Source organism: Thermaurantimonas sp. (assembly GCF_046299575.1).
GTDB lineage: Bacteria > Bacteroidota > Bacteroidia > Flavobacteriales > Schleiferiaceae > Thermaurantimonas.
On the sequence record NZ_JBKBHX010000009.1, the window covers coordinates 41591 to 66392 of the forward strand.

25 protein-coding genes are annotated in these 24802 nt (G+C 40.7%); 9 read left to right on the top strand and 16 right to left on the bottom strand.

The genetic code is table 11. From position 1 onward, the window contains the following. The first annotated feature begins 466 nt into the window (after positions 1–466). Complete coding sequence (locus ACK4EX_RS11260) at positions 467–967, top strand: biotin/lipoyl-containing protein (protein ID WP_409772854.1); 501 nt, start codon at positions 467–469, stop codon at positions 965–967. Here ACK4EX_RS11260 and ACK4EX_RS11265 read toward each other — a convergent pair. Further along, on the bottom strand, positions 964–2139 hold the full coding sequence (locus ACK4EX_RS11265) for an amidohydrolase family protein (RefSeq protein ID WP_409772856.1): 1176 nt from the start codon (positions 2137–2139) through the stop codon (positions 964–966). The two genes, ACK4EX_RS11260 and ACK4EX_RS11265, sit on opposite strands and share 4 nt — an antisense overlap. 12 nt (positions 2140–2151) lie before the next feature. Here ACK4EX_RS11265 and ACK4EX_RS11270 point away from each other — a divergent pair, with 12 nt between their 5' ends. The 3 genes from ACK4EX_RS11270 to ACK4EX_RS11280 are packed head-to-tail and all read left to right on the top strand — an operon-like array spanning position 2152 to position 3976. Continuing rightward, positions 2152–2739, top strand: coding sequence for a DUF3109 family protein (locus ACK4EX_RS11270; protein WP_409772857.1), 588 nt, complete (start codon positions 2152–2154; stop codon positions 2737–2739). Beyond that, positions 2726–3529 (top strand): phosphatase PAP2 family protein, encoded by an 804-nt coding sequence (locus ACK4EX_RS11275; RefSeq protein WP_409772859.1) that lies wholly within the window; start codon positions 2726–2728, stop codon positions 3527–3529. Before ACK4EX_RS11270 ends, ACK4EX_RS11275 begins: the two co-directional genes overlap by 14 nt. A 36-nt stretch (positions 3530–3565) precedes the next feature. Then, positions 3566–3976 (top strand): hypothetical protein, encoded by a 411-nt coding sequence (locus ACK4EX_RS11280; protein ID WP_409772861.1) that lies wholly within the window; start codon positions 3566–3568, stop codon positions 3974–3976. Between the two features lie 66 nt (positions 3977–4042). Here ACK4EX_RS11280 and ACK4EX_RS11285 read toward each other — a convergent pair whose 3' ends face one another. The 4 genes from ACK4EX_RS11285 to ACK4EX_RS11300 all read right to left on the bottom strand — a co-directional run bounded on the left by ACK4EX_RS11285 (position 4043) and on the right by ACK4EX_RS11300 (position 9451). After that, positions 4043–4315: an HU family DNA-binding protein gene (locus ACK4EX_RS11285; protein ID WP_409772863.1), complete on the bottom strand. Its 273-nt coding sequence runs from the start codon at positions 4313–4315 to the stop codon at positions 4043–4045. Between the two features lie 104 nt (positions 4316–4419). Beyond that, positions 4420–5379 (bottom strand): methionyl-tRNA formyltransferase, encoded by a 960-nt coding sequence (fmt, locus tag ACK4EX_RS11290; RefSeq protein ID WP_409772865.1) that lies wholly within the window; start codon positions 5377–5379, stop codon positions 4420–4422. Beyond that, positions 5376–7274: a DNA topoisomerase IV subunit B gene (locus ACK4EX_RS11295; RefSeq protein WP_409772868.1), complete on the bottom strand. Its 1899-nt coding sequence runs from the start codon at positions 7272–7274 to the stop codon at positions 5376–5378. Before ACK4EX_RS11295 ends, fmt begins: the two co-directional genes overlap by 4 nt. A 185-nt stretch (positions 7275–7459) precedes the next feature. Beyond that, positions 7460–9451, bottom strand: coding sequence for a hypothetical protein (locus tag ACK4EX_RS11300; protein ID WP_409772870.1), 1992 nt, complete (start codon positions 9449–9451; stop codon positions 7460–7462). Between the two features lie 230 nt (positions 9452–9681). Here ACK4EX_RS11300 and ACK4EX_RS11305 point away from each other — a divergent pair, with 230 nt between their 5' ends. After that, positions 9682–11646, top strand: coding sequence for a thioredoxin domain-containing protein (locus tag ACK4EX_RS11305; RefSeq protein ID WP_409772872.1), 1965 nt, complete (start codon positions 9682–9684; stop codon positions 11644–11646). A gap of 51 nt (positions 11647–11697) precedes the next feature. Here the strand turns inward: ACK4EX_RS11305 and ACK4EX_RS11310 are convergent, their stop codons facing one another. The 8 genes from ACK4EX_RS11310 to ACK4EX_RS11345 all read right to left on the bottom strand — a co-directional run bounded on the left by ACK4EX_RS11310 (position 11698) and on the right by ACK4EX_RS11345 (position 19109). Next, a complete protein-coding gene (locus ACK4EX_RS11310; RefSeq protein WP_409772874.1) occupies positions 11698–12273 on the bottom strand; it encodes a hypothetical protein in 576 nt (191 codons plus the stop codon). 5 nt (positions 12274–12278) lie between these two features. Further along, positions 12279–12515: a DUF6952 family protein gene (locus ACK4EX_RS11315; RefSeq protein ID WP_409772877.1), complete on the bottom strand. Its 237-nt coding sequence runs from the start codon at positions 12513–12515 to the stop codon at positions 12279–12281. Beyond that, positions 12512–12835 (bottom strand): thioredoxin family protein, encoded by a 324-nt coding sequence (locus ACK4EX_RS11320; RefSeq protein ID WP_409772879.1) that lies wholly within the window; start codon positions 12833–12835, stop codon positions 12512–12514. The genes ACK4EX_RS11315 and ACK4EX_RS11320 overlap by 4 nt, the downstream gene beginning before the upstream one ends. A gap of 77 nt (positions 12836–12912) precedes the next feature. Beyond that, the gene (locus ACK4EX_RS11325; RefSeq protein WP_409772881.1) at positions 12913–15732 is read right to left on the bottom strand and encodes a PD-(D/E)XK nuclease family protein; all 2820 of its coding nucleotides are present in this window, start codon (positions 15730–15732) and stop codon (positions 12913–12915) included. 9 nt (positions 15733–15741) lie between these two features. Next, positions 15742–16725 carry a potassium channel beta subunit family protein gene (locus ACK4EX_RS11330; RefSeq protein WP_409772883.1) on the bottom strand — a complete coding sequence of 328 codons (984 nt, stop codon included), beginning with the start codon at positions 16723–16725 and terminating at the stop codon, positions 15742–15744. 117 nt (positions 16726–16842) lie between these two features. Further along, complete coding sequence (locus tag ACK4EX_RS11335; protein WP_409772884.1) at positions 16843–17643, bottom strand: DUF4349 domain-containing protein; 801 nt, start codon at positions 17641–17643, stop codon at positions 16843–16845. Positions 17644–17745: 102 nt separating this feature from the next. Further along, on the bottom strand, positions 17746–18660 hold the full coding sequence (locus ACK4EX_RS11340; RefSeq protein WP_409772886.1) for a hypothetical protein: 915 nt from the start codon (positions 18658–18660) through the stop codon (positions 17746–17748). A gap of 101 nt (positions 18661–18761) precedes the next feature. Further along, the gene (locus ACK4EX_RS11345) at positions 18762–19109 is read right to left on the bottom strand and encodes a 4Fe-4S dicluster domain-containing protein (protein ID WP_409772889.1); all 348 of its coding nucleotides are present in this window, start codon (positions 19107–19109) and stop codon (positions 18762–18764) included. 59 nt (positions 19110–19168) lie between these two features. Between ACK4EX_RS11345 and ACK4EX_RS11350 the strand changes: the two genes are divergently transcribed. Next, positions 19169–20200 (top strand): acyl-CoA reductase, encoded by a 1032-nt coding sequence (locus ACK4EX_RS11350; protein WP_409772891.1) that lies wholly within the window; start codon positions 19169–19171, stop codon positions 20198–20200. An 18-nt stretch (positions 20201–20218) separates the two neighbouring features. Here ACK4EX_RS11350 and ACK4EX_RS11355 read toward each other — a convergent pair whose 3' ends face one another. Then, entirely contained in the window at positions 20219–20692 is a 474-nt protein-coding gene (locus ACK4EX_RS11355; protein ID WP_409772893.1) for a hypothetical protein, read from the bottom strand. Continuing rightward, on the bottom strand, positions 20689–21096 hold the full coding sequence (locus tag ACK4EX_RS11360) for an OsmC family protein (protein WP_409772895.1): 408 nt from the start codon (positions 21094–21096) through the stop codon (positions 20689–20691). The genes ACK4EX_RS11355 and ACK4EX_RS11360 overlap by 4 nt, the downstream gene beginning before the upstream one ends. 164 nt (positions 21097–21260) lie before the next feature. Here ACK4EX_RS11360 and ACK4EX_RS11365 point away from each other — a divergent pair, with 164 nt between their 5' ends. From ACK4EX_RS11365 to ACK4EX_RS11375, 3 genes are read left to right on the top strand one after another with little or no spacing between them, the layout of a single operon-like run. After that, positions 21261–21743, top strand: coding sequence for a helix-turn-helix domain-containing protein (locus ACK4EX_RS11365; protein ID WP_409772897.1), 483 nt, complete (start codon positions 21261–21263; stop codon positions 21741–21743). Between the two features lie 37 nt (positions 21744–21780). Beyond that, positions 21781–22326, top strand: a complete 546-nt coding sequence (locus ACK4EX_RS11370; protein ID WP_409772899.1) for a DUF6580 family putative transport protein — start codon at positions 21781–21783, stop codon at positions 22324–22326. Next, positions 22323–23459, top strand: coding sequence for an NAD(P)/FAD-dependent oxidoreductase (locus ACK4EX_RS11375; RefSeq protein ID WP_409772902.1), 1137 nt, complete (start codon positions 22323–22325; stop codon positions 23457–23459). Before ACK4EX_RS11370 ends, ACK4EX_RS11375 begins: the two co-directional genes overlap by 4 nt. 227 nt (positions 23460–23686) lie before the next feature. On the opposite strand, the gene ACK4EX_RS11380 is transcribed toward ACK4EX_RS11375, so the two are convergent. Then, the gene (locus ACK4EX_RS11380) at positions 23687–24697 is read right to left on the bottom strand and encodes a nicotinate-nucleotide--dimethylbenzimidazole phosphoribosyltransferase (RefSeq protein WP_409772904.1); all 1011 of its coding nucleotides are present in this window, start codon (positions 24695–24697) and stop codon (positions 23687–23689) included. Positions 24698–24802: the final 105 nt, after the last annotated feature.

Genomic DNA, 24802 nt, shown 5'->3' on the forward strand with positions numbered 1-24802 from the left:
GTTTTGGAATTAATCTTTTGAAAGTTTGTTCATTAAATTGAAATACCAATATATTTTTAGCCTCCGTTATTATCAAATCATTTTGTAGGTCAGATAGAGGAATTTCAACATCGAAATAATATTTTAAAAATTTTTTATTGCTGTGTTGAAAAATAAGCCTTTTTCCATCGTACTGATAAGCTGTTTCATCCAGTGGTTTTAAAACGTACTTTTTAAAATGTTGTATTGATTGAGTTGGGACTTCTATCAAATATTCCGCAGTGTAATTTCCTGGTGGAGGTGTGAGTAAATAGGAAATTTTAGCTACATTTTTTGTAAAATCTACATGAAGATTGACTTCAATATGATGATTTTCAATTGATTGAGATATTGCTTTTCCATGTATCAAAAGAATTAAAAAATAGGTTAGTAGAATTCTAAACACTGAGTTTATGTTTACTTTTGGCTGAACTTCCATACGCTGGATATGCAAATAAAATACGAAGATCAGGTTTTAGACGTAAAGCCGAGAAAAAACAACCGATTGAAAGGCGAAATTAATGGGGAGCCTTACGAGATCGAGTTGAAGCGCTTAACTGAATATGAATACATTCTGCACTATAAAGGTCGCAAGTTCAAAGTAATAAAACCCTTTCAGATACCTGAAAGCGGTTCAGCCAAACTTATAATCAATGGAAAGGTCATTGAACTCGAAATTACAAGCGATCAAGAGCTCATAATGAAGCAAATGGGACTGGGCGGAAACGCATCGACGAAAGTCAGTGAGTTGAAAGCTCCAATGCCCGGACTCGTTAGGCGTATATTAGTCGATGAAGGACAAGCGGTTACAAAAGGTACTCCCCTACTTGCGCTGGAGGCTATGAAAATGGAAAACGTCATTAAGGCCTCAGCTGAAGGCACGGTGACTGCTATTTTAGTAAAACAAGGCGATGCAGTAGAGAAGAATCAAATATTAATACGGTTTTAATCAGCCAGAAAGAGCGATTTATCCAAGTTGAGCCATTGCAGGGCTGCTCCGTGAAGCAACTTAGCCTTCAATTCTTCGTCATCAGTGTATTGATGAATTAGTTCACCGGGGTTTAACTCGCCTAAAGGAAAAGGATAATCTGTGCCAAGAGCAACACGGTCAGCACCAAACATGCGTATGATGAAATCGAGCATGTTGATATCGTGCACTAAGCTATCAACCCAAAATTTACCCAAATATCTACTCGGATGATACGGATTGTCGATGGCACAGAGGTCGGGTCTGACGTCGAATCCGTGAGCGATTCTGCCAAAAGTGGCTGCAAATGACCCTCCACCGTGTGCCACAGCTACCCGCAAATCCGGCAGCCGCTCAAATACTCCCCCAAAAATCAACGAGCAAATGGCCAAAGAACTTTCGGCTGGCATTCCTACGAGCCAGGGAAGCCAGTATTTAGGCATTTTTTCTTTGCCCATCATATCCCAAGGGTGAACAAAGACTGCCATTCCCAGGTCTTGACATGCTTCGAAGAAGGGAAACAACTGAGGTGCATCGAGATTAAGATCGTTTACGTGCGTGCCAATTTCCACTCCGGCTAAACCTATGGATTTACAGCGTTCTAATTCACCGATTGCTAATTCTGTGTCTTGCAGAGGAACAGTGCCAAGCCCTACAAATCGCTTGGGATAGCGATGCACGACCTCTGCTATGTGGTCGTTTAAAAACTTGGAAATGTAAAGGGTGTGCTCTGGTTTAGCCCAATAGCTGAACATGACAGGCACTGTGCTGAGCACTTGCACATCTACATGGTGCATACCGCATTCGCGTAAGCGAGTATTTGCATCCCAGCAGTTGTCTTCTATTTCGCGGAAGAATCGACCATCTTGCATCATGCGTGCACGGCAGGGAGCGTGATGCTCGAGAAAAATGAATCCTCCGTAACCAAATTTTTTCTTGAAGTCAGGTAAATGTTCGGGTAATATATGTGTATGAATATCAATGGTAAAGGTGTGGTGGTGATGGGCACACATCTGAGCAGGTAGATTATTGAGGCTTTGATTTGCGTCAAAAGTAAGATGTAAATGTGTCTTTTTACTTTTTACAAGGTCACTGGTAATACTTCTTAAAGTGTAAATTTTTTCCTGAGGAGTTATACAGTTACTTTGTAACATAAATTCTTGCTTGTGTTTGCGGTAGAAATTGACGGTGCAGTAGTGGCTGAAGATGTAATGGCCAAAGAATTTGTATGTAATTTGTCGAGATGCAAAGGTGCTTGTTGCGTGCAAGGCGATGCTGGTGCACCTTTAGAGGAGGAAGAAACTCGGATTCTGGAGAAAGAATTCAAGAATATTAAACCATTTTTAAGGCCTGAGGGCATACGAGCCATAGAAGAACAAGGTATCTGGTTGAAAGACCCACGTGATGGTGAACCTGTAACTCCTCTTGTGGATGGGAAAGAATGTGCCTATGTCGTTTTTGACGCTGATGGAACAGCTAAATGCGGTATTGAATTGGCTTGGAAAGCTGGGGCAACTGCTTTCCAAAAACCAATTTCCTGTCATTTATATCCTATCCGAATTACAAAATACAAAACTTTTGAAGCAGTGAACTTTCATCGCTGGGAAATCTGCAGTCCGGCTTGTGAATTGGGTGCTCAACTAAAGGTACCAGTGTATGCTTTTTTAAAAAATGCCATCATCAGAAAATACGGAGAGGAGTGGTACCAAAAACTCGATGATGCAGCTAAACAGCTTGAAAATGAGAAGTTATAAAATTTATTTTTTATTGATCCTTTTGCTGCCTTTTACTGCGTTCACTCAACGTTCAACCTTTCCATATCGGCTGTCATATTCTTTAGATATATCCCTAACAGTTGGGAATCTAGTATTAGTCGGCACAAATAGAGCTATAAAAGCTCATTTAAGTGTACCCAAAGCGGATGAAATTTTACAACTTGATCGAGAACGATTGTTTTATCTCGATAGAATTAGTTTCAGAACATATAATTCCACTACAGAGCGCGTAAGTCATTATGCAATGCTGACTACCATCACTTTACCTGTTTTGTTGGCGACCTATTCGAAATCATTCTCCCATCTATCGACAATGGCAGTCATGGGCATTGAGACTTACACCACTACCTTACTGGTTGTTCAAACACTGAAAGCTCTTACTCGAAGGCCAAGACCTGAAATGTACACCGATGAATATGACATTATGAGATATAAGGGCATCGAGAGTTTGAATGCCTTCCCTTCCGGACATACGGCAATGGCCTTCGCTGCTGCAGGATTTGTACACTCCTGCCAGGAAGTTTTTAAACAGCAAAGTTTATGGGCTACCTTTTTAATGTATAGCACATATACGTCAGCTGTTATTTCTGGATTTTTGAGATATTACTCAGGAGTACATCATCTAACCGACGTAATGACAGGGGCAGTATTAGGATGGTCAATTGGTTACTTCATACCAAAAATTCATCTTCAAACCAGACGCTCCAACCATTCTATACAACTGACACCCACTGCCAACGGCATGATACATTGTGCTTTGAATTTTTGATCAAAAACATTTTAATCTCATTTCCGTTAAAATAGCATGTTTGAAGAAAAGCGATATCGGCTAAGAATAGACGATAAAATCGTAGGTTATAAGCGCGTGATGAGTGAATCGTATGAATTCTATTCGCGCAATGGTCTATGGTGGTCGGGTCATCAACTGTACTACAAGCAAATAGATGAATACTCTGGCTTAAAAGACCGAAACAATCAGCACTTATATGAGCTCGATATCGTGGAATTTCGCATTGATGTAGGGATAGAGCGCATGGGAGTAATACTTTGGAATACTAAGGACAAGTGTTTTTGCATTAAAGATTTAGAAGATACAGGTTATTTGCCAATTTGTGTTAATGACATTTACTTGTTTAGTTCAAAAGATCTGAAATTTCACTCTTATCTCTTTATCAATCCTGAGATTATGAACCGACTTGGTATAATTGATGAATAAAAAACCGGCCACTCGAGGGCCGGTAGAATCTTTTCCGAGTAGAGTTGCTGATAAAAGTTGTTCTTCTTATGAAATGCTATCAGCAAGCTCTTTACCTGGTTTAAACTTAGCAACTTTCTTTGCAGGAATGCTAATGGTCTGGCCATTAGAAGGGTTTCTTCCTTCGCGAGCTGATCTTTCAGCCACTGAAAAAGTACCAAAACCTGTGAGGATCACTTTGTCTCCATTCTTAAGTACCTCATTTACAGTACTAATGAAAGCATCAACTGCAGCTTTGGCGCTAGCCTTGCTCATTCCTGCCTTTGATGCTACGGCATCGATGAATTCTGTCTTGTTCATAATAGTAAATTTTATGTTAATTTTTTCTTTACAACGACAAAAGTAGCTGAAAGATGAAATTATACAAGAGATTGAGAAAAAAATTTGAGGTAAATTTTTAACGTTTAACTGTTAATCTTTAACAGATTTGTTTTATTCAAAATACCATTTAAAAATTCAGTTGCAGTCATTTCTTTTTTTCCTTCGGGCATTAGTTTTTCAATGCTGAGAGCCCCATCTGCACACCCTGCGATGAGCTGTTTTTTATTTTCGACATGTAGTATTTTAGGAGGAATTTTGATGGAGTTTTCGAGAATTTTTGTTTTTAAAATTTTTACAATAGTTGGTTTATTTTGAATTTCTAAGATCGTATATGCTCCCGGACTCGGGCTCAGACCTCTGACAAAATTATGAACCTCTGTAGCACTTTTAGTCCAGTCAATCAGGCAGTTCTCTTTAAAAATCTTAGGTGCTGATTTAAGATTTTCCTGATCTTCTTGTTTTTTAGGAATAATGGATTTTTTAAGTATTCCTTCCAAAGTTCTCAGTATCAGTTCAGCGCCTGGCTCAAGCATGATATCGTGTAGTTCACCAGCCGTCATTTCGGGTGTAATGGGTATTTTGGTTTGGAGCAAAAGGTTTCCTTCGTCTATTTTGTCGTTAATAAAGAAGGTGGTTAGACCCGTTTCTTGCTCTCCATTGATGATTGCCCAGTTGATGGGTGCAGCACCTCTGTACTGAGGGAGCAAGGATGCGTGGAGATTAAATGTGCCAAGAGGTGGAAGTTGCCAAACTCTATCGGGTAATTTTTTAAAGGCTACTACTATTTGAATATCTGGTTTAAAAGATTTTAGACACTCAAAAAAATCGTCTGATTTCAAGTTTTGAGGCTCCAAGACAGGTATTCCGAGTTCAATAGCCGCTTGCTTTACTGCACTAGATTGCAATTTAAGTCCGCGTCCGGCGGGTTTGTCGGGTGTGGTGACTACAGCTACTACATGATAGTTGTTTTCCACTAGTTTTTTCAAACCTGGCACAGCAAAATAAGGCGTGCCCATGTATACTATGCGCGGATATAGATTCATAGCTGCTCTTCGATGAGTTCGGCGGGCTGATGGTCATTCAAATCAAGGGGATTTTCGCCCTTTTCAATTTTTAGATTGCCAATGATAAACTCTTGACGAGCCGGGGTATTCTTACCCATGTAAAATTCGAGTATTTGGTCGATGGTTTGGTCTTTACCAATGAGTACTGGCTCTAAGCGTATATCTTTGCCAATGAAATGGCGAAATTCATCGGGACTAATCTCCCCAAGTCCCTTAAATCGGGTGATTTCAGCCTTGTTTCCAAGCTTTCTAAGAGCTTCATATTTTTCCTCTTCGCTGTAGCAGTAGATGGTTTCCTTTCTGGTTCGTACTCTAAATAGGGGTGTTTGCAAAATGTAGAGGTGATTTTCGCGAACCAATTCAGGAAAGAATTGCAAAAAGAAGGTGATGAGCAGCAATCGGATGTGCATGCCATCCACATCGGCATCAGTGGCGATCACTACGCGATTATAGCGAAGATTCTCAATCGACTCTTCGATGTCAAGGGCGGCTTGAAGCAGGTTAAATTCTTCGTTTTCATACACCACTTTTTTAGTCAGGCCATAGCAGTTGAGGGGTTTACCTTTAAGAGAGAAGACAGCTTGTGTATTTACATCGCGGGCTTTAGTAATGCTGCCTGAGGCGGAGTCGCCCTCAGTGATGAATAAAGTTGATTCGAAGCAGCGCTCATCCTTTACGTCAGTGAGGTGAATGCGGCAATCGCGCAACTTTTTGTTGTGCAAACTGACTTTTTTTGCTCGCTCGCGGGCCAACTTCTGAATGCCGGCCAGTTCTTTACGCTCTTTTTCAGCAGCTACGATTTTTCGCAAGATGGCGTCAGCCACTTCTGGGTTTCTATGCAAATAATTGTCGAGTTCTTTTTTGACAAAATCATTTACATACGCCCTGATGCTGGGCAAGCCTGGACCCATTTCTGTAGAGCCAAGCTTGGTTTTTGTTTGAGATTCAAAGACTGGTTCGATTACTTTTAGAGAGATTGCGGCAATTACAGACTGGCGGATATCTGCTGTATCAAAATTTTTGTTGTAAAACTCGCGAATGGTTTTTATCATCGCTTCGCGAAGGGCCGCTTGATGTGTGCCACCCTGTGTAGTATGCTGGCCGTTTACGAAGGAATGATAAATTTCTGATTGCGAGCGTTCGCTGTGGGTCATTGCTATTTCGATATCGTCGCCTTTCAAATGTATGATTTCGTGTAAGATGGGCGAGTCAATCGTATGGGTTAGTAAGTCTTTGAGTCCGTTTTCACTACGAATGGTTTGTCCATTGTAGATGATGGTAAGTCCGGCATTCAGGTAGGCGTAATTCCACATCATTCTCTCTACGTACTCATCGACAAATTTGAAGTTTTTGAAAATCGTATCGTCCGGAGTGAAAATGATACGGGTACCTCTTCTGAGAGTTGTATCTTCAATGTCGGATTCAAATTTTAAATTACCTCGTTCAAATTCAGCCCATTTTGTTTTGCCATCGCGAATGCTTTGTACTTTGAAGTACGAAGAAAGTGCATTTACAGCTTTTGCGCCCACACCATTCAGACCAACTGATTTTTTAAAAGCTTGACTATCGTATTTAGCGCCGGTATTGATCTTGCTTACTACATCCACTGTTTTGCCAAGGGGTATGCCGCGGCCATAGTCGCGCACCGTCACAGTGCGGTCATTTATAGTAACTTCTATGGTCTTACCCGCTCCCATCACAAATTCATCGATGGAGTTGTCGATGATTTCTTTAAGCAATATGTAAATCCCGTCGTCAGGCGAGCTTCCATCGCCAAGCTTGCCGATGTACATGCCTGGCCGCAGACGAATGTGCTCCTTCCATTCGAGAGTCTTGATGTTCTCTTCGGTATATTTTATTTGATTTTCAGACATTTATTGAAATAACATTAACCTAAACTATCAACTCTCAATTTTAAGAACTATCGCAATTCTGCCAGAGGTGAGAAGAATTGAGTTATTAACACTGGCATTTGTATTAATTAATTTTTGAATTTTTTTATTTAAATAAAAAACGGGAAGCTCCTTGCTCCCCGCTCTTTATGAATCTTTTATCAAAATTAGTAATAAGCCACTGGAAGTTTTTGTATTTTATTGATTCCATCTACATAAATATGAATAAAATAAACACCTGTAGCTAACTCAACTTGTGAGGTAAACTCACCGGATGAATGAAAAACAATAGAATAAATCAACTTACCTGACACATCTACTATTCTTAGTGTGGTTGGCACACCTCCGGCAGGGAGTCCAGATAAGTTTAGAACTCCATTGCGATAGGAAGCCTTCGGAGAGAAATAGGCATTTTCGTCGATAGAAAATGATGTACAAACCAAGTCGCATCGATTAAAGCACACATCGGGCAGTGTAGTGTCTGAAGTTGGGACAGTGAGATTTCTGGATCCAAGGAATCCACAAGATCCGGTGATAAGCTCTTGACCAGCCGGGCTATTTGTCGTAGAAAATCGATACAATATTTGTTCGCCTTTTGGTAGGTCTAATGTGATTCGATACTTGTTAGGACTCACCAGGCTCATTTGATGTTGTGTAAAATTCCATCCGTTGAATGTACCAGCTACAAACATTCCTTGGGGCGACACTTGTATGCCATGTGTGAGTACTGAGATGGTAACCTTAGAAGTAGGCACCTGTGCCGGACATGTATCGCACATCGAAAAGCAAACTGCTGGTAAAATGGTATCGTTGGCAACGGTAAAAACTCTATTGAATCCACCAAAACCATCGCTCACTCCACAGGCCGGGGGCACAGCCTCAGCACCTGTGAAGGTAGAATCGTTCAAAAATTTATACTGAACAGTCGAACCGGCATTGATCACTACAGTAGCTGTGTATATGGTTCCGTTGGCTGTCATTGGCGTAGCCTTAGGCGACCAATTGTTAAAACTACCGGCCAGATAAACTCCATTTGGTGAGATGGTTTGATTTTTCATATCAACTCTGAAAGTGACATTTCGCGGCTGAGGCACAGGACAAGGACCACACATGCCAAAACATACTGCAGGCAGAACAGTATCTGTATTTGGCATCACAAACCAACGATTAGGCGTGGGTACTCCTATGCCGCAAGCAGCTGGTACAGTTTCATCCTGCCCCCATGCATTGCCGTTGATGAATTTATAAAAAATTGTATCGCCCACGTTTGCTGAATCTAAGCGCACGTAAAATCCGGTAGCCGTGTCAAAAGTCATTGGGGAAGTGGCCGGATTCCAGCCTTGAAAATTCCCGGCCACATATACACCATTCGGACTCACCGTCTGCTGGCTCATATCCACTCTAAAGGTGACAGCTTTTTTCGGAGTTGGAGGTATTACGGGGCAATTTGTATTACATGTTCCGAAACAAACAGCCGGAAGTATCGTATCGTTATTTGGTACGGTGAGGAAGCGATTTACCGGATTGCCTATGCCACAAGCCGCGGGCACAGTCTCATCTTGTCCCCATGCATTTCCATTGATGAATTTGTATTGCACGGTCTGCCCTACAGGTAGAGCTACGGTATAACTCCAAATACTTCCGCTCTTGGTCATGGGTGTAGATGCTGGGTTCCAGCCTTGGAAGCTACCCGCAATTCGCACACCTAACTGACTGACTGATGCAACATTCGACATGTTTACGCGAAAGGTCACAAGCTTGGTAGGCGGCAAGGGTTGGCAGGTAGTACAGGAGCTAAAACAAACAATAGGTAATACTGTGTCTTGTGTAACCGTTAGCGATCGATTGAATCCTCCAAATCCATTAGATACACCGCATGCTGATGGTACTTGCTCCTCTCCTGCCCACGTATTTCCATTAATAAATTTGTATTGAATGGCAGTTCCCTGTGCAATTTGTGTACTAAAAGAGTACACACCACTGCCTACGGCTGACATTTGTGAGGTGGCAGGATTCCAGTTTTGAAAACTCCCGGCTATATGTACTCCGGCTGAAGAAACCGTTTGCTGACTCATATCAACCCTGAAGGTTACGGTCCTCAACTGAGCTTGCAGCCAAAATGTACAAAAGGTAAACGCAGAAAGTAATACTTTTTTCATTAAATCAATACTTTGCTACAAAGAAAGTGTATTTTATACACTTAAACAATATTTTAACATATTTAAATCTTAAGCCTTTCTCTAAACCATTTAATTAAAAAAGGTCAATCGCAAGGGGGAAGTTGTTAAAAACAGAGAATTGCTAACAACTATGAAAGATTAGAACTATAAAGGGTTTTACAGGACTAAAAACACCTATCTTTCGACGCAATTATTAATCGGATAAGTCAGTGAATCGCCTTAAAAACGCTGCCAGCCCTTACCTACTTCAGCACGCACACAATCCGGTGGATTGGTATCCTTGGGGAGAAGAAGCATTTCATACAGCAAGAAATCAAAACAAATTGTTGGTCATCAGCATCGGATATTCAGCCTGCCACTGGTGCCATGTTATGGAACGCGAGTGCTTTGAAGACCGAGAGGTAGCTCGCCTTATGAATAAACACTACATCTCCATAAAAGTGGATCGCGAAGAGCATCCGGATGTTGATCAAATCTACATGGATGCCCTTCAACTGATGACCGGCCGCGGAGGCTGGCCGCTGAACATCGTAGCCTTACCTGACGGTCGGCCTGTTTGGGGCGTGACATATCTACCCAAGAAAAGTTGGATGAGTGCTCTAGAACAAATAGCTGAATTACAAAAGAATAATCCAAATCAGCTACTGGAATATGCCGATAAATTGAGCCAAGGCATCAGCATTCTGCACAGTACACCCGATTTCAAAGGATTTCATAAACCCGAGCGATCTGAAATTGAAAAGGCACTCGAAAAGTATTTACAGCATCGCGATTTTGATACAGGCGGCTCCACCCGAGCTCCTAAGTTTATGATGCCTATGCAATTGCTTGATGTGCTTCGGCTTGGCGTATGGGCTGAGAATAAAAAAGCTATTGATTTTGTGCATCTTACGTTGCAACAAATGGCTCGACGTGGCATCTTTGACCAAACTGCAGGCGGATTTTACCGCTATTCGACTGATGCGGAGTGGAAAATTCCGCACTTCGAAAAAATGCTTTACGACAATGCATTGCTCATGGAGCTCTACGCTGAAGCCTTTAAACAATCGAGTAATCCAATGTATTTAGAAGTTCTTCAGAAAACATTTAATTGGTTAGAAAATGAAATGAGTAAAAAAGAGGGAGGCTATTACGCAGCTCTCGATGCCGATACTGATGGCGAGGAAGGCAAAACTTACACTTTTACGCCAAAAGAGATAGAAAAAATACTCGAGGGCCTACCAGCTGATTTTCTACGCGATGTGTATGCTCTGTATCCCAGCGAACAGTGGGAAGGACATTATGTACTGCACCAGAGAGAACCGCTTGAATCGTATGCCGAAAAACACCAATTTAGCTTGAACGAAGCTAAATTCTATCGCGATGAATTTATAAAAAGGGCAAATACTACAAGAGCTAAAAAACCTCGTCCGGGTGTAGATGACAAAGTGATTGCCTCCTGGAATCTGATGGTCGTTTGTGCTTTAGTATCCACCTATGAAGCTACTAGCGAAGGTCGTTGGCTTGAAAAAGCCATTGATTTGGCCGATTTTGTTCAAAAAATAATCGACCGACATGCACATTACTATAAAAATGGTCAATATCTATCGAGATGTTTGCTCGATGACCTCGCTCAGAACATCCGGGCATCTCTCCGCCTCTTTGCCGCTACAGGCGATGAAAGGTATCTAGAAAGGGCTGAAAAGTGTTTAAAACAAGTTTTTGAAGCCCATGAAACCCGGGACAGAATTCTCTTTTCCAATACGCCGGCACATGATAGTTTGCTATTTCAGCGGGCAGTGGAAACGGAAGACAACGTCATTCCATCGTCAAATGCCATTATGGCTGAAAATCTGATGTTGATGGGTCATTTTCTTGGAAAACCAGAGTACACCGAACGATCGATGGCCATGATCAATGCCCTACAACAGCGAGCTGCCGAGCATCCGGAGGCCTATTACCATTGGTGGTATGTGTACCTCATGCACGCATCAGAATGGAAAATGTATGTAATAACCGGTCCATCGGCTCATATTAAGGCAATGGAATACAGGAAAAAATTTCTTTCTGATGGAATTGTAATTTCTTCACAGAGGCCATCGGAGGTGGATGTTTTGAAGAATCGCTTTTCTTCAGAAGTTGATCGACTGTTTTTGTGCGAAGGTGAATCTTGCCGACCACCGGTACTTTTGTAAATGTCATTAAATCTGTACGAGGAAATCTCGAATTTTAAATTGGGCTTAATATCAAAGATAGTGATTTTGACGTTGTGCTAATGTTGAATTTTGGTCTTTCCAAATAAATTCTTTATTCCAAATTCTTTGTTTTTCAATTGAATAGATTCTCGCCGGTGTAGGTAAGAGTGAAAACTTTATTCCTTTTTCCTCACAAAAAGACTGAATCGAAATAATTTGCTTTCGAATGTTGGGAATATCATGAAAACTTTTACGCGTAAAGAGCACTTGATCAATTGTTTTCAAATCACTGAGAAGCTCGGTTACGTTGTTCCATTCTATTACTTTGTTATCGATATAGGCGTCTTTAAAATTGCATTCGCAGTCAGAGGGTACAATTACCGATCGAATCAGGTCAATAAAACCTATATTCAATTGTTCTGAAAAGAATTTTTTTTCCTCAGACGGGGCATTTTTCAGCGAGGGCATTCCAAAAATTTCCGGTAAAAGCCGCCAAAAGTGATTCTGAGGGCGACTGTAATAGAAAGAAGCCGGGTTGCACGATGCTTCTGGGTTGAACGTACCCAAAAAGATCCATCGCACACCCGGCGGTAAAAAATCGCCAAACCTGTGTCTAACCACAGGCATAGTTTCTATGTTATGGAGTTACGCACGCGCTGCGTATATGCTCTGATGGCTTCGGTTTCGCTCATTCCGGCCTGCATCTGTTCTTTGATCCAGATGGCAGCTAATACATGAGTGAGTTGTTCGCCCTCGTCTTCGCCATCGATGGTTATATCTGGGGTGCGTTCTTCGTAGAGGTCTTGCTCGGCTTTTCGAAGAGCCTCAATATCATAGGGTAAAAGTTTTTTTATGGCTGGTATTTTCATGCCTGTTGAAGTTTTTCAAGTAGTTTTCTCAAGTATTCTTCTTTGCCAGAGGCACTGCCCTCGATAAGTTGTCCATTTTTAAAAATAGCTAAAAAGGGCAAATTATCTACACCAGCTGCATGGCGAGCATCGGGGTTTTCTTCTGCATTTACATCCAGGAATACAATATCCTTATACTTTTCCTCGTCGCTCACACGGCGATATTTTGGGGCAAACATCTTGCACGCGCCACACCAATCCGCGAAGTATTTAACGACTACTTTTTCGTTTTCAGAAAGTAATTGTTTAAACGATTGATCATTAGCTAAGATTACGGCCATGTTTTCTCTTTTTGCGCAAAAATAGCAGGTTGAAAATATTGCATATTTAAATTGAATTTATTTTTTGATAATTAAAATCAATTATTAAATTCTTGAATTTCACTTAGATATTGATTTTCAATGGTGTGGATGTCGAGCATTTCTTCTATCAAACCAATGACGATGGCTCGGTAGGTCTCTAAATCTTCAGAATTAAAAGTAAAACTGTCTAAATCGTCCAAAGAATACCGTCCTTTGGTTTTTGCTTTAAACAAAAATTTCTCTTGCTCTTTCTTGTATTTTATAAAATGGAGTGCAGCCGAGTAAGTACTTCCTTCTTTACCTAAAGAATCAGCTACCATCAACATGTAACACAAGAGTTGAAGTGGCTTCCCTGCTTTTAATCGCTTTTTTTTGTCAAAAAAGTCAATGTTTTCAAGATCAAAATGTTTGCTTTGGGTAGTCGATCCGGTTTTATAATCAATAATGTGAAAGTGATTGCCGTCTCTTTCGAGTCGATCTAAAGTTCCGTACAATTTTATTTCACCAAGGTTTGGCACGTTTAAAGTAGTTTCAAATGATTTTTCTAAATGCACAATGGATAGACTCCTTGTGTTTCGAGGATGATCGTTAAGTCTGTTGTTATCAATTTGTAATTGATTTAAAATCATTTGTTTGATGAGAAATTTTTCGAGAAAATTTCTGCCTGTATTCCAATCAGCATTAGGTAGCTCACGGTGAAGTTCTTCATCGAGTATCTGGTCCACTTGGGCTTCTAAAGCTTTTAATGCTTCAACACTCGGGAATGTGGAATTTAGAAAGGGTTCATACAGGCGCTTCAATGTATTGTGTACAGCGACACCTTTGATTCGGGCGTCGGCCTGCTCTGTTACCTCTTCATCTACATCCTGAATGCCGAGCATGTACTTAGTGTAGAAATCCCTTGGACGCTCTATATAATTAGCCAAATGTGTTGGAGAAATTCCTTTTGATTTGAGCCTTTCTGACAAATCACGTGCAAAGGCTTCATCTTTTTTTAGATGAAATTCTAACGAGTACTTGTCAATTTTCGGAGTAAGGGTATGTGAAATGTAGTTGAATTGAACATTTTTATTTTCAGCAGCAAGCTCCCATTCGATTTGAAAAATGAAACGGGATGGTATTGCTTCTTCGTTTCCAATGGCTGGTGCGTAGGAGATCAGATGAATCTCTTTGGCATTTCTAATCAGTTGATAGAAGTGATAGGAATAAATAGCCAACTGATGGCGATGCTCCGGCAATCCGTGAGCTACAGCAATATCGTAGGGTATGATTGACTGATGAAATGTAGATTTTGGCAAAATACCATCGTTGGCCGAGAGGATGATGACTGTATCGAAATCGAGCAATCGCGTTTCAAGCATTCCCATGATTTGGAGACCTTGAATAGGCTCTCCGCGTAAATTAATGCCGTAGTTTCGAGCAATATCCTCTACGAAAAGCACCAAATCTTGGAGCTTTAAAAAGTCGTCAGGCCAAGCAGCCGTTACATCTTTCAGTTCGGCAAGCACTTCGCGCATCATGTACAACTGCTCTTTTTCGAGTATATCACGCTCGGGCGATTTTCTTATCCCCAATTCGAGTAGCGCTTGTGTCGCATCGATGAGTTGTTGTGGTGTTTTTGCGGGTGTAAAGAGAAAATGATCGCTATCGAAAAGGATTTGGTTAATCTTTTTGTAATCGACAAAAATTAAATTGTAGTTGATGATTTCTTGTAAAAGTTTTTTTATGCGTTCAGGATCAAAAAAGGAATATGCTAAGGCATTTGATAATATTTCTTTCAGCTGTCGATGATAATATGTACCCCACGATTCACTGCGGCTCGCATATTCCACTGATTTAATGAAGGATATTATCCATTGATAAACCGGTAGCTGTTCTAATGGAAGTTGCATGGTCACATTGATGCCATCAGGCACTACCGGCAGATTATGCAGTATGGGAAAGAGCATGTTTTCATCGGGCAGTACAACGGCTACGCGCTTAAAATCTGCATTGCCGTATTCTTTGAGTTGCTCTATCACTTGAGCGATAATTTGTGTTTGTTGTATTCGACCAGCCACGCGGTGGTGAGTAATTCTTTTTTGCTGTGTCAAAAGGTCATTTGTGAACCTACTTTTTTGTGACAGAAGGTCCATTTCTCGCCATTTTCGGTAAAATGTACCGGCTTCATGATTTTGAAAATGGGTACAGTAATATTCGTCATAATCGCAAATAAATTCAGCCTTTCCCGATAGTGCCAAAGTATTTATCACCTCAAATTCAGCTTTTGTAAGTGCATTAAAACCGATAAAGTACACCTTGTGGCCCGGTAAAGGGTATTTACCTACATTCTCAGCTGCCCTTCTATACACAAGGCCTCGAGAGCTGTATTTTTTCTGTTTAAGTTGAACTAGGAATTCATTGTAAAGCTCAGGAAGTGATTCGTAAAATTTTTCAAATTTTTTCTCGATTTCGCCTTTTTCCCGATCTTTTTGCAGCTGCCACTGCTCAAGTAATTTGGCACGAGCTGTATTAGTAAGTATCGATTTGGGTTCAATCAGTTGTTCGTCCAGTGCATTGAAATCGTTGAGTATGATGGGTCCCCACGACAGGAACTCACTCAGTGTGCCGCAGCGCTCAGGTATTTGTTTACGAGCAACCTCTATTAAGGCGAGCAGCAATTTTGAGTATTCCGTAGGCTCTTGTTGGGCAATACGTGTCATGAACTGGTCCATCGTAAGTACATCAGGGGCTAAGCTGACCGATTCTGAACAATCAGCTAAATACTTTAAAAAGAATATGCACGACCGCTGTGAAGGCAATACCACAGCGACGTCGTGCAGGTGATTTTTATGCTCTTGAAAAATTTGATTAGCTATCGAACGTAAAAAACTCATTGCCGATCATCAGAAGGGTGGATGCTGAGGCTTGTTGTTCAGTATAGTTTCAATGCGATCCAACACTTCGCCAGTTAGCAGGGGCACAACTTCAAGGGCTGTTAAGTTGTGCTTAAGTTGCCCGGGCTTACTGGCCCCCAAAAGCACGGTGCTTACATTCTGATTTTTCAAACACCACGCGATGGCCAGCCTTGTTACATCGGTGCCGATTTCTTTGGCAAATTCCATTAACTGAGCTACTTTTTTCAGATTTTCCTCAACCAGATTTCGCTCGGCAAGCCAGGCGAGTTCATCGCGTTTGAGTCGATAATCGTCTGATATTCCATTATTGTATTTTCCGGTTAGCAAGCCACTGGCCAGAGGCGACCAAATAGTGAGTCCTAAGCCTACAGTTTTATAAATCTGCGCAAATTCGACTTCGACCTTATGGCGATGAAACATGTTGTATTGAGGTTGCTCTACCACAGGGCCGATAAGATTGTATCGGGCAGCGATCATGTGCGCCTCCATGATTTCTTGAGCACTCCATTCGCTGGTGCCCCAATAGAGTACTTTTCCTGCCATGATGAGCTGGTGCATACTCCAGACAGTCTCTTCGATGGGCGTTGATTTATCAGGTCGATGACAGAAGTAGAGATCTAAGTAATCCACTTGCAGCCGCCTCAAGGCAGCATCACAGGCCTCGCGGATGTGCTTGCGGTGCAGGCCTCGCTGGGTGGGCTGCTTCCCCCCTGCCCCAAAAAAGACCTTGCTCGATATGGTGTAGGTGTCTCTTGACCAGCCAGTTTCCTTCAAAATGCGACCCATTACCTCTTCAGATCGTCCATGGGCGTATACTTCTGCATTGTCGAAGAAATTAACTCCGGCATCATAAGCAATTACCATGAGCTCTCTGGCAGTGTCGTAACCAATTTGATTGCCGAAGGTGATCCATGTACCGAAAGAAAGTCTGCTCACAGGCAGACCTGATTTACCTAATTTACTGTATTCCATTCTTTAAAATTCCTTTATGATTCTCGATAAAGGTAATACACCTTACGAAGGTTCATACAAATCATTTAAAAGTACAAAGAAGAAAAAGTGCTTAAAAAGACAAAAAATGAAGTCGGCTCACTTTTTTCGCCTGAACTTCAATAGATATACTACTACCAAAATCAAGATGACAAATGGCCAAAGATGTACGATGCCGATTAAAAACCTCAGAAAGTTGTCCCATCCTTCGTAAATGCCGTCTCCGACCTTTTTAAAAAATTCTAATTCGCGCCTTGATTCTTGATACAGACTAATATTTAAGGAACTGTAAGCCAGTTGATTATCATAATTTTTTATCATTTGCTCATATTGCTCGATTTCGTAACGCACTTCGTTTAGCTTTGCCTCTATTTCCAGAATTTCAGAAACAGTTTTTGCCTGTTTGAGCAATTCTCGATAACGGTTTTCAAGCTCTTTTTTCGTTTGTATGCGAGCTTCGGTGTCGCGATAGTGCTTGGTGATGTCTTCAATGCGGATGTTGCGCGACTCGGGGCGTCCAAAAACTCCTTCTAGAGTATCAACAAAAGCATCGAAATGCTTTGAGGGAATTTTGCAATCGATGTAGAGGTTTATGGAATTGTCGTAACGATCAGTACTTTCGTTTTGAACAATCCCTTTAAACTTTTCAATCAATTTAAACAATACCTTTCTTGATGTTTGAAAATCGTTTGTCTTAAATCGGATTGATCCATTTTTAATGAGCAATCTTTCTGAAAAAAATTCTTGATCGCTATTCAATACATTTTCATTAGGATGACCCGCAAGGTCACGAGACTCCGCCATTTCAGCTGACGACATGGACGCATCATACGAGTCATTCTCTTGATTACATGAAAGAAAGAAAAAAGCAACTAACGCAAGAAGCAAATTTGTTTTCATAAAGAGAGAATTTTAATCAAAAGTACTCGTAATGAGAAATTGAGCTTTAGTGTATATGCATGAAATGATACCAAATAGCGCCAAGTCTTTTGACTTTTGACATTAAAACTTTCTGCGAACGGGTGGTGGAACCGTCGGAATTTCGTCTTTGATACCTGTATCAAATTTTATTTGCTCTTTAAGGTGCCAATGGCCGTTGTTCCAATATAGTCCATCGTACGAAAAATCTGGTCCATATACAGCAAAAAGACCTTTTTTAGACGCATCGGGTGGCGCCAGGTGGTCCATGATTATCATCTTCTCCTTTTCATTATAGCGAAGCGTAGCTGATACACTGGCCGAGTAATCGTAAAACAGCCGAAATGGTTTTTTCATATATCGCCGATCTGCAAAATCTTGAATATAAAATATTTGTGCACCAAAAGTTACATTTTTAGGGCTTTTAATCAACAACGCATCTACCACTTTGCGCTGTACAGATTTGCCTTGTGGCCGATATCCGAGCAAGGTATAAAACGTTTGATTTCCATGTTTTACGTCAATGATCTGATAATATAGAGCTCCATACCAACGGGCAGGATTAAGTGCAGTGTACTCGGGCTGAGGTATTTCAGATGCCTTATCTACAAGGGTATACAAATAAATTCGATTGTTTTTGTCTTTAATCTGCAGAATACCGTAAAATTCGTATGTATTGGGTTCGGTTTGAGGCAATAACCAGGTAAATACATTCACAAGCTTATCATTTGACTGTAGGCGGCTTAGGTTTTTTACCTGTTCGAATGGGTAATTAAAACTTTCCGGTTGACAAAGTAGTTCGTACAACAATTTGGAGAATTCATCAGAAGCCTGCTTTCTGGCGTTATATTCTTCTGCTTTTAGAATCTTTGAACCCAAATCTGCCAAAGTACTTTCTGCTTCGCGCAGCGATTGAGATCGAATAGGATTAACATAAATACTGACGAAGCTGAAAATGCATAGTAAATAAAAAAATTTTTTTTGATGGCTTGATTGCATGACGACGTAGTCCTCAATTAAAAATAAATTTCAATCAAATAAAAAACCCTTCTGAAACAATTTTATTGCAAACAGAAGGGAAAAGATGTAATGCTCAATTTCTAAAGATGTAAGAAATCCTTTTTAGCCAACAGCTCTTCGCGAGTTTCTACGTGATTTTCATCAGGTACACAACAATCTACGGGACATACGGCAGCACATTGAGGCTCATCGTGAAAGCCAACACATTCAGTACATTTATCAGTAACGATATAATATACATCGTAGCTTAGAGGCTCCTGGGGCTCATCGGCATCGTAGGTAATGCCTGACTTTGGAGTTACCTTACCTTTCAACGAGGTGCCATCCGAAAATCTCCATTCCCTGCCGCCTTCATAAATTGCATTGTTAGGACATTCTGGCTCACAAGCCCCGCAGTTTATACACTCTTCTGTAATTTTAATAGCCATAGAATCGTACGATTTTCAAAATTTACCTTTGCAAAGGTAATCACTCACCGCCTCTAAAAATGACTTTTGGGACAGAAATTCAAATTTTAACTGAATTTGGAAACAAACTAAACAAGCTCGTTGAAGAGTATAGAAATCAAAATTTATCCTCTGATATTCAAGAACTTATTCAAAAAGCTTCAGCCATAAATCCGTGGTTCACCCCGGAAAATGTGTGGTATGGCCTCTCATATTGGGCCTCTATGCTCAATGAGGAGAATCTGGAAAATTGGCTTGACAAATATCAAAAGGAGCATAAATCCGTCAAAAACGTCGGCATCATCACGGCCGGAAATATACCGTTTGTGGGTGTTCACGACTTGATATGTGTCTATCTATCAGGGCATAATGCGAGCGTAAAAACATCGTCAGACGATCCACTATTGACAAAATGGATGATTTCAATTTTGGCTGAAGTAGATCAGTCGGTGGCTGAGCGCATTCGTTTTGTAGATCGTCTCGAAAACATCGACGCTGTTATTGCTACAGGCTCTAATAACAGCGCGCGCTACTTCGAATATTATTTTGGAAAATACCCCAATATCATTCGCAAAAACAGAAATTCAATAGCCATCGTCACAGCAGATACTACCTACGATCAATTGAAGTGTCTTGCTGATGATGTCTTTCTATACTTTGGCCTTGGATGTCGATCTGTTTCAAAGCTGTACTTACCCGAAGGATTCGATTTGCAGCGCATCTTCGGTGCTTTTTACGACTGGCGATACATCATACAGCACCACCGATATGCCAGCAATTACGACTACAACCGCGTAGTCTATTTAATGAGCAAGGAGCCTATTTTAGAAAATGGCTTCTTTATACTCCGTCAAAATCAGGCTCTTGCAACTCCTGTGAGCGTGGTTCATTACGAGTACTATTCATCGAATGATGAACTCGCTTTGATCATTAATCAGCTTCGCGATCAAATCCAATGCATTGTAGGTGCCGAAAGTTCGCTATGTACGGATGACTATGGCAAGGCACAATGGCCGTCGATCGACAGTTATGCTGACGGAGTCGATACCCTGCAGTTTTTGCTGCAACTTTAAATGTGCAATCTATAAGTATTAATTATTTTCAGTGTATTTTTTAAAAATTCTCTGAAAGTTTTTGATTCCTGATTCGTTAAGTGTGTTGTTTTCAATAACTCGATAAGAAACGAGGTCGTGAGCCAAATCGCGCCTGCGCAAAAAAACGGGATATATAGAAGGATCAGGGGTTGCCTCACTTAAAAAATGGATGAGATAGATCATTTGGCTTTCTTGAGTTGAATCTTCTATAGCTTTTGGAACAGCAGTGATTACCAGTTGATCTCTGAGCGTGTAAATGTGGTACGAAGGATATAGTCCTAAGTTACCTGGAGCCAACCGCATAATACCCCAGGGCTCGCCTTTGTAGAAAATAGTATCCATACTTACTTCGACTGTGCCTCTAATCAACGAAGTACTTTTTGCCTTAATATGCCGCTTCAGATCGCTTGGCATGCCTGAACTGGCACAGCCTGCTACTGCCAGTGTGAGAAATATTAAAGCTATTCTCATTTAAGCGTCCAGTAAAATTCGATGTCCTGCATGATATCTGGGTGTAAACTCTTCGCTACCGGACAGTTGCGGCCAGCTTGCTCTAACCGAGGTCGATCATCCACCGGATACTGTTCCGGCAGATACACTTTTAAATGTATCTCGCTTACGCGTCTTGGAGCTGAAGCCATTACTTTAGTTACCTCAGCATAGGCTCCTTTCAGCAGATTTTCTTTCTCTCCGGCTGCTATACCCATAATGGTCAACATGCAGGTCGCAAGCGAAGTGCTGAGCAAGTCGGTTGGCGAAAAGGCTTCACCACGGCCATGATTGTCAGGTGGGGCATCCGTAAGTATGATTTGCTGACTTCTGATATGTGTCGATTCACATCTCAAATCACCTTTATATTCCACTTTGGAAGTCATCTACATGAATTTTTAAAGTCAAAGGTATTTACAATAAAAAACTCAAACTCACTTGTAATGGTTAAACTTAGACATTTACATATGTAATATCAGATTGATTATTTTACAGATGTAAGAGAGAAAGAGTTCTCTAAACAAGTTTACATTTGTAATAAAAACGAAGGATGAAAACAATTGTTGACAGAATCAAGGAATTGCAGCAAGCTCAAGGACTTACAAATAATGAATTTGCAGAAAAACTAGGAATTAGCTCAGCTGCTCTCTCGCATATTTACAGCGGTCGCAACAATCCTTCTTTAACGATTTTGGAAGCAATATTACAAAAATTTCCAAATGTTAATTTCAATTACCTTCTGAAAGGCCATGGTGGTATGTTTGAAGTAGTTCCAAAGATAACAGAGCCTAAAAAACCAGTAATCAACGATTTATTTTCAGCTATTGAAGAGGTTCACACTTCAGATAAAAATGTTCAAAATTCTGCTGAACAACGTATTGAAGACACAATTACAGATACGGAGAGCGAAAACAGGGAATTTACAGATGTAAATTCACATATTAATCATATCCAAGTGGTGAAGGTGGCACTCTTTACAAGTGATGGTCGCGTGTTTTTTTTCACACCTAGCAGGGAGAATCCGTTTTTGTAACGCTACTCGTGTATTTTTGCAGCAAATCCTTTATTTAATGACGCGTAAAGATTGGACATACACTTTAATTCTCCTGGTTATTGCCTTTGTTTCCCGCATTATTCCCCACTACCCCAATTTTACAGCCATAGGTGCCGTTGCCATAGCTGGTGGCTTGGCATACCGAAATTGGATACCGGCTCTGCTCTCTACCGTGGCATCTATGTTTGTGTCTGATTTACTCATTAACAATATCTTTTACTCTGAATTTTATGGTTCATTTGTCTGGTTTACGCCTGGTGCAATTTTGATTTATAGCTCTTTCATATTTTCAGTTTTCATTCCTCGCCTTCTCTCCCGAGGCAATTCTATTTTCAAGTGGCTGGTTTCTTCCTTTGCCTCTACAGTACTTTTTTACCTTGTTACCAATTTTGGAGTTTGGTATGAATCTGCTTTATATCCCCAAACATTCAGTGGCTTACTATCTTGCTATGTAGCAGCGATACCTTTTGCGATCAATCAATTGCTCGGTACCCTCTTTTACGGTGCGCTCATTTTACTGGCATTTAGCTATGTAGATAAGCGCTTAGTTCAAACAGTATGAGTCGTCCGCTGAGTTTTTGGGAGAAAGACGCCTTTCTGAGCGAAACGGATTTTACCATCGTAGGCAGTGGTATAACCGGATTGATTACTGCCCTTAAACTGTCTGAAAAGTTTCCAAAAGCTCGCATTTCCATCTTAGAGCGCTCTTTAATTCCCTTTGGAGCTAGTACTAGAAATGCCGGTTTTGCTTGTTTCGGAAGCCCCACAGAAATACTATATGACATTGAAACACTAGGAGAGGAGGCTGCTATTCGCCTGGTAACCGACCGATGGATGGGTATCAAAGAACTTCTGCACATAATTAAGCCCTACGACATCGATTTTAAATTTCTTGGCGGTTACGAACTCTTTTTTAAAGGCCAAAAGAAAAAGTACGAAGAAACCTGCACTAAAGTCCACTATATCAACGAACTGCTTGGCGAACTGGCTAATGAAGTTTTTATCATCGACGACGACTTAGAAGAACTTGAGGGCGTTAAAGGGGCCATTGGCGCAATTTATACGCCTTACGAAGGCCAATTGCACTCCGGAAAGTTGATTCTAAAACTCATTCAAAAGGCACAATCGCATGGCGTTGTGCTTTTAAACGGAGTTGAAGTTAATAACATTGAAAAGTCAGGTAACAAACATGTAATTCATTCCAATTTAGGAGAGCTTCACACCCGACAAGCAATCGTGTGCACAAATGGTTTTGCTGCTTTATTATTACCTGAGCTGTCTGTGGCTCCTAAAAGAGGTCAGGTACTGGTGACTGAACCTCTGCCCCAGCCTTTGGAATGGAAAAGCAATCTGCATTGGGACGAAGGCTACTATTACGCTCGCAACATACGCGAAAACAGAATTTTGCTCGGAGGAGCACGAAATCTGGACTTCAAAGGAGAGTCTACAGATACAATTGAAATAAGCGAATTAATTCAGAGCGAGTTAGAGCGTGTTTTAAAAAAACATTTTAAAGTTCCAACAACTCTGGGTATAGAGTATCGCTGGGCCGGTATCATGGGCTTTGGGCCTGAAAATGAAAAGGGATATCTCGTTGGAACTACTCCATCGTCTATTGCATATGGAGTGCGACTATCTGGTATGGGTATCGCTTTAGCTCCTATCATAGCTAAAAAGATCTCTGATCTGTTCTAAACTTTGTGTCAACTTATACTTCTTTAATCCATTAATAAAATCATATTTTTTGTTTTTTACATTGAATATCAATTTTTTAAAAATTTGAATTAAATCGTAAATTCAATAAAACTCAATCAATAGTTTATATAGAATATTGTCAAATATTAATTTTCAATATTTTATATTAATTTTATACCTAAATAAAAAGTTTAATTATTGCAATTTAAAAAACTGATTTACAAAAATTAATTAAAAATTTCGCATGCCATTTTCAAAAGCTGAAAAACAGGTATAGCTCCCATACCTTCTTCGGCCGAAATTTTAAAATCAAAAAAGGGTTGTATCTGTATATGTCTTTGTACTTGTTGAGCTATGAGCGAGGAATTTTGAGCCAACAAGACATATTCAGCCATTTCGGGGTGTAACTTCCATGCCAGGTAAAGCGCTAAGAGCGCTTCGTCGTCATCTACTACCATCAGGAGCTCCTTCTCGGCAAGCTTAAGTATGGCTCCTACCATCATTGCGATTTGATAGGTACCCCAAATAGCTATTTGATTGATTGGATCGTGTGTTTTCGGATGTTTTTTGAGGGCTAAAGCAGCATTTTTCACCAAAATTTCATCTTCTGCCGTAATTATGTGAAGGAGAGACGCAGGTTCAACCTCCAGAATCGATGCGCCCAAAGCAATAGTCGAAACTCTACAAGATGAACCTATATGGCCTAATAAAAATACATTAGAACCTTGATAATAATACGAGTTGATCAAATCAGCTCCGTAAGCAATGGCCTGGTGTACTTCATGCGTGGTTAGAGAAGCTTCATGGACAAAATCGCGTGCAGCTCCGCGAATTTTTCTGTTTAAAATCAGTGAACCTTTGTGCAGCCAATAGTCAATAAATCCCTCTAAGGGATAATGAATTCCACAATCGATGATTTTTACGTCTAATTCGGCTTGATTGGCTATTTTTAGAACCGGGGTTTCATCGAGCAGCATCTTATTAACCCTACGCGCTGCAGGGCTAATCGGGTCATTTGACAATTTAAGTCCGGTAAGGTGATCGCCCGCAAAAAGCAAAAATCTCGGATATTGAATTACAGGGTGTAAACTGCCTTGAATTATGCCTAATTTCAAAACAAGTTTTTCCAAAACGCCTAATCTACCTGCACCACCTTGAACACGCTCCAGACGCTGTTCGAGTGTGTGTAAAATTTTCTTATTAGGTACGCGAATTGTAAACTTAAGTCGCTCAGTCATCACTGGCAAAGGTCGGGAAAATTCCCCCAATCATAAGGACATGCAGGCAAAACGCATCAAACTGCTCTTAAAAGAAAAGGCCTGTACGCACCATATAGTGCTGTA